Source organism: Geobacillus sp. LYN3, assembly GCF_003064505.1.
GTDB classification, from domain to species: Bacteria; Bacillota; Bacilli; order Bacillales; family Anoxybacillaceae; genus Parageobacillus_B; species Parageobacillus_B toebii.
The window spans coordinates 710,024-715,424 of sequence record NZ_QCWL01000001.1; the positions used below are offsets into that span (position 1 = coordinate 710,024).

4 protein-coding genes, 1 pseudogene and 2 riboswitches are annotated in these 5,401 nt (G+C 42.9%); all 5 genes and pseudogenes read left to right on the forward strand.

Annotation, left to right across the window (positions count from 1 at the left end; genetic code table 11):
• Positions 1–74: 74 nt before the first annotated feature.
• Positions 75–284: pseudogene (locus tag DCC82_RS18515) on the forward strand (transglutaminase-like domain-containing protein); the annotation flags it as partial.
• Between the two features lie 126 nt (positions 285–410).
• Positions 411–842: a DUF4129 domain-containing protein gene (locus DCC82_RS18520; protein WP_286170476.1), complete on the forward strand. Its 432-nt coding sequence runs from the start codon at positions 411–413 to the stop codon at positions 840–842.
• A 40-nt stretch (positions 843–882) separates the two neighbouring features.
• Positions 883–984, forward strand: a riboswitch (purine riboswitch).
• Positions 985–1,045: 61 nt separating this feature from the next.
• Entirely contained in the window at positions 1,046–2,584 is a 1,539-nt protein-coding gene (guaA, locus tag DCC82_RS03745; protein ID WP_062677496.1) for a glutamine-hydrolyzing GMP synthase, read from the forward strand.
• A gap of 94 nt (positions 2,585–2,678) precedes the next feature.
• A riboswitch (purine riboswitch) is annotated at positions 2,679–2,780 on the forward strand.
• 98 nt (positions 2,781–2,878) lie between these two features.
• Entirely contained in the window at positions 2,879–4,204 is a 1,326-nt protein-coding gene (locus DCC82_RS03750; RefSeq protein ID WP_012748987.1) for an NCS2 family permease, read from the forward strand.
• 86 nt (positions 4,205–4,290) lie between these two features.
• A complete protein-coding gene (locus tag DCC82_RS03755) occupies positions 4,291–4,833 on the forward strand; it encodes a GNAT family N-acetyltransferase (protein ID WP_097354043.1) in 543 nt (180 codons plus the stop codon).
• Positions 4,834–5,401 lie beyond the last annotated feature (568 nt).

The following is a 5,401-nucleotide window of genomic DNA, read 5'->3' on the forward strand; positions in this document are numbered from 1 at the left end:
GCAGTCAAACTTCTTTGGAAGCCCCCACTTCAAATTTTCGCTAGAAATTAAGTGGGGGTAGTTCACTTGAAACAAAAAAAGGATATTGTGATAATTTTTCCACTTCGATGGTTGTGCTCCTACGTTCTCTTGGTATTCCAGCACGTTGGGTGAAGGGATATACGTCGGGGCAACTAATAGAAGGAGCAACTTTGGGAGAGGAAGAAGGAAAAAATGTATATCAAGTGACGAACAAGGATGCGCATTCATGGGTGGAAGTGTATTTTTCCGGAATCGGCTGGGTTCCGTTTGAGCCAACGCAAGGGTTTGCGAACCCATATGAGTTTACCGATTTGCAATCTACGCCGGAAACAGCGCCGGTTCCTCGACAGCGTAGGCTCGAGCAAGGCCGTGTTCCTATAAAAGATGTGATGGAGCAAGATCGGTCTTCTTCATCAAGTGTGAAAGAAACATTCGCCAGCTTTTTAGACATTTGGTCATGGAAGCGCATCACGATTGTAGTGTCTATATTGCTTGCTTGTGCATTAGTGCTGTACAAAACGAGACGGAAATGGTGGCCGTATGTTACATTGTTTCTATTCAAATACAAGCGGGGTAATGACCGATTTACGAAAGCGTATCTTTCTTTACTCCGTCACTTGGATGATTATGGATTAAAACGGAAACAAGATCAAACGCTAAGACAATACGCCGCATATGTCGACGATTGGTTTCAAACAAAGGAAATGACGAAGTTGACATTGTTATATGAAAAGGTGATTTATCAACAAGAAACCGTTCGGGTTGAATGGGCGGAAGTGAAAGAATTATGGGAAAATTTAATTAAAAAAACGGCATCTTGACCGCTGATAGATAGAGTTGATAGAATGGATTAAAATTTAATGAAATCATCATATGTACCTTCATATATCCTCGGTAATATGGTCCGAGAGTCTCTACCGGGTCGCCGTAAACGACCCGACTATGAAGGCGGAATTAACTAGAATTTTGCCTTTATAGTTGTCGTGGGCGATTCTAGCTTTTTATTTTGCGATGAGGTGATGACATGGAACAAAAACAGGAAATGATTATTGTTCTAGATTTTGGAAGCCAGTATAACCAATTAATTACTCGCCGCATTCGCGAGTTTGGGGTATACAGCGAATTGCATCCGCATACGATTACAGCGGAAAAAATTCGAGAAATGAATGTAAAAGGAATCATTTTTTCCGGCGGCCCAAACAGTGTATATGACGACAATGCGTTTACGTGTGATCCGCAAATTTTTGAGCTTGGGCTGCCGATTTTAGGAATTTGTTATGGCATGCAGTTAATGACCCATCATTTGGGTGGAAAAGTAGAAAAAGCGACACATCGTGAGTACGGAAAAGCAATGATTCAAGTAAAGAACGCTTCCGCCCTTTTTGAACGTCTCCCAGACGAGCAAGTGGTCTGGATGAGCCACGGCGATTTAGTCACTGCTCCGCCAGAGGGATTTACTGTAGATGCTGTTAGCGCTTCTTGTCCAATTGCGGCAATGAGCAATGAGGCGAAAAAGTTTTACGCGGTGCAATTCCATCCAGAAGTGCGCCATTCCGTTTACGGAAACGATATTTTAAGAAATTTCGTATTTGACGTGTGCCAATGTAAAGGCGATTGGACAATGGAAAGCTTTATCGATAGCGAAGTGCGCAAAATTCGCGAGCTTGTTGGAGATAAAAAAGTGCTTTGCGCGTTAAGCGGCGGTGTCGATTCTTCCGTGGCGGCTGTGCTTGTGCACCGCGCCATCGGCGATCAACTCACATGTATTTTTGTCGATCACGGGCTCCTTCGCAAAGGAGAAGCAGAAAGCGTGATGAAAACATTCCGCGAAGGATTCCATATGAACGTTATTAAAGTGGACGCAAAAGAGCGCTTTTTATCAAAATTAAAAGGGGTAACCGATCCGGAACAAAAACGCAAAATCATCGGCAACGAATTTATTTATGTGTTTGATGATGAAGCGGCAAAATTAGAAGGAATAGAGTTTTTAGTACAAGGGACGCTTTATACGGATATTATCGAAAGCGGCACGGCGACAGCACAGACGATCAAGTCTCATCATAATGTCGGCGGTCTGCCGGAAGATATGAAATTCAAACTCATCGAACCGCTTAATACGCTGTTTAAAGATGAAGTACGCGCACTCGGAACGGAATTGGGCCTTCCAGACGAAATTGTTTGGCGGCAGCCGTTCCCAGGACCAGGATTAGGCATTCGCGTGCTTGGCGAAGTAACAGAGGAAAAGTTGGAAATCGTTCGTGAATCGGACGCGATTTTACGGGAGGAAATTAAAAAAGCGGGACTTGATCGGGAAATTTGGCAATATTTCACGGTGCTTCCGGACATTCGCAGCGTCGGTGTGATGGGTGATGCCCGCACATATGACTATACGGTCGGCATTCGCGCTGTTACATCGGTGGATGGCATGACAGCGGATTGGGCGCGCATTCCTTGGGAAGTGCTTGAGAAAATTTCCACGCGTATCGTTAATGAAGTGCCGCATGTCAATCGAGTTGTATACGATATTACAAGTAAGCCGCCGGCAACAATCGAATGGGAATGATTTCTATAAAACGAACAAAAGACGAACATTAACTATTAAATGTTCGTCTTTTTATTGACATATAGTTATTCTGTTGATAAAATGTACATAAAACACGAATATTGTCAAAATACGTCGTATAATCCCGGGAATATGGCTCGGGAGTTTCTACCAAGCTACCGTAAATAGCTTGACTACGAGGTATAATGGGGTAGAGAGTGCATTTTTTGTCCTCTCTATATTCATTATCCCTCTTTAGTCAACGCTTCTGGTAGCTTACTAGAAGCGTTTTTATTTTTATAGGGGGGATAGTAAATGAAAAAGTATTTCCAGTTTGAAGAGCTCGGCACGAATTACCGTACAGAGATCATCGCTGGGCTTACAACGTTTTTGTCGATGGCGTACATTTTGTTTGTTAACCCGTTTACGCTGTCATTAGGAGCAGTAAAAGATTTTCCAGACGAACTGCGGATTGACCAAGGTGCGGTATTTGTTGCAACCGCGCTTGCTGCGGCGTATGGATGTATTTTAATGGGGATTTTAGCGCGTTATCCGATTGCGCTAGCGCCAGGGATGGGGCTAAGTGCGTTCTTTGCATTCACAGTTGTTTTGCATATGCACATCCCATGGCAGACGGCATTAGCGGGAGTGTTCGTATCAGGGGTTATTTTTACGATTTTATCTTTAACAGGCATCCGCGAAAAAATTATTGATGCGATTCCGGTAGAGTTGAAGTACGCCGTTGGATCGGGAATCGGGCTATTTATCACATTTATCGGCTTGCAAAATGCAAAAATCATTGTCGATAATCCGGCAACGTTAGTAGGTTTAAGCGATTTAAAAGACGGAAATACGCTATTAGCTATTTTTGGTTTGTTTGTGACGATAATATTAATGGTAAAAAAAGTGAATGGCAGCGTATTTTACGGTATGGTCATTACAGCGATTGTCGGAATGATTTTTGGTTTAATCAAAGTACCAGATAAAATCGTCGGAGCTGTTCCGGATATTTCTCCGACATTTGGCGTTGCGCTTCAGCATTTACCGGACATTTTCTCGTTAAAAATGCTTGGGGTAGTGTTAACTTTCTTCATCGTCGACTTTTTTGACGCAACAGGGACGCTATTAGCAGTAGCGAATCAAGCAGGGCTGTTAAAGGATAATAAACTGCCTCGCGCGGGAAAAGCATTGCTTGTTGATGCAACGGCGGTCATGGTTGGCGCCGTGCTTGGAACATCGACGACGACTTCTTATGTCGAATCATCGGCAGGGGTCGCGGCTGGCGGCCGTTCCGGTTTTTCTGCGGTAGTAACAGGAATTTTGTTTTTGCTGGCACTATTTTTCTCGCCGTTATTAAGTGTTGTTACCGCGCCTGTCACCGCCCCGGCGTTGATTATTGTTGGTGTGTTAATGGTATCTTCGATTGGAGAAATCGATTGGAAAAAACTCGAAGTTGCAATTCCGGCGTTTTTCACGTTAATTACGATGCCGCTTTCGTATAGCATTGCGACAGGGATTGCGGTTGGATTCATCTTTTATCCAATTACGATGATTTTAAAAGGACGCGGCAAAGAAGTTCATCCGATTTTATATGCGCTATTTGTCATCTTTATCTTATACTTTGTCTTTTTAAGGGAATAGAAAAAGAGTCCGCCAAAACGGCGGGCTTTTTTATTTGGATTTGGTATAATAGTAGAAAAAATTTATAAAACTGGGAGGGGGACGCTATGTTTATCCACCGCCTGGATGAAGAAGCGTGGCTGAAGTTGCTTACAGTGGAAGATGCAGAACGGTTATTTGCGTTAGTTGATTCATGCCGTCCGCATTTGCGGAAGTGGCTTCCGTGGGTGGATTCAACAAAAACAGTAGAGGATTCGAAAGCGTTTATCGCGGGGGGATTGCAGAAATTTGCCGCTGGAAACGGCTTTGAAGCAGGGATTTGGCATAAAGGACAATTAGCGGGAGTCATTGGACTTCATTATATTGATCGCGCGAATAAAAAAACAAGCATTGGCTACTGGCTGGGGGAGCAGTTTCAAGGGCTTGGATTAATGACGAAAGCGTGCAAAGCGTGTATCGACTATGCTTTTGGTGAATTGAAATTGCATCGGTTGGAAATCCGTTGCGCAGTGGAAAATGAACGAAGCAGGGCAATTCCTGAGCGATTAGGGTTTACAAACGAAGGGACGATCCGGGAAGCAGAGTGGCTTTACGACCATTTCGTTGATCACGTTGTTTATGGAATGTTAGAGAGAGAATGGAAACGTTAAAGCGAACTAGAGGGTGCCATACGAATGATCTTTTGTGGCATCTTTCTTTTTTGTTTATACTAGAGATTTGACGGCTAAATATATTGCAAACACAAAGAAAAAGTTATTTACCTAATAGTGTTAGGTTGAGGTTATAAACGAAGGTATTGCCGCTAATATTGTACTTGGCGGCTATATAAGGATAAAACGCATGTGCTGTTTGTTTGGCTGTATGTGTGATCGTGGTGAATATAGAATATAGAGTACAGAAAGTGTTGTTTGGTTGGATAAAAATACCTATGGTAAATGGTTGACATTTAATAAGCGATGATGTTATATTAGTAAAGCCGCTTTGATGCGGACGAAAAAAATAAAAAAAACATATTGACATGTTAAATTGAAAGTGATATATTATAAGAGTCGCTTTTAAAGAACAAAACAAATGTTCCTTGAAAACTGAACAAAACGAAGCGTCCAAATAGAAAAGCGAAGGCGAGCGACACCTTGCGGTGTCGGCGCCGAATTAAAAGCCAATCAACTTTCTTTTTGGAGAGTTTGATCCTGGCTCAGGACGAACGCTGGCGGCGTG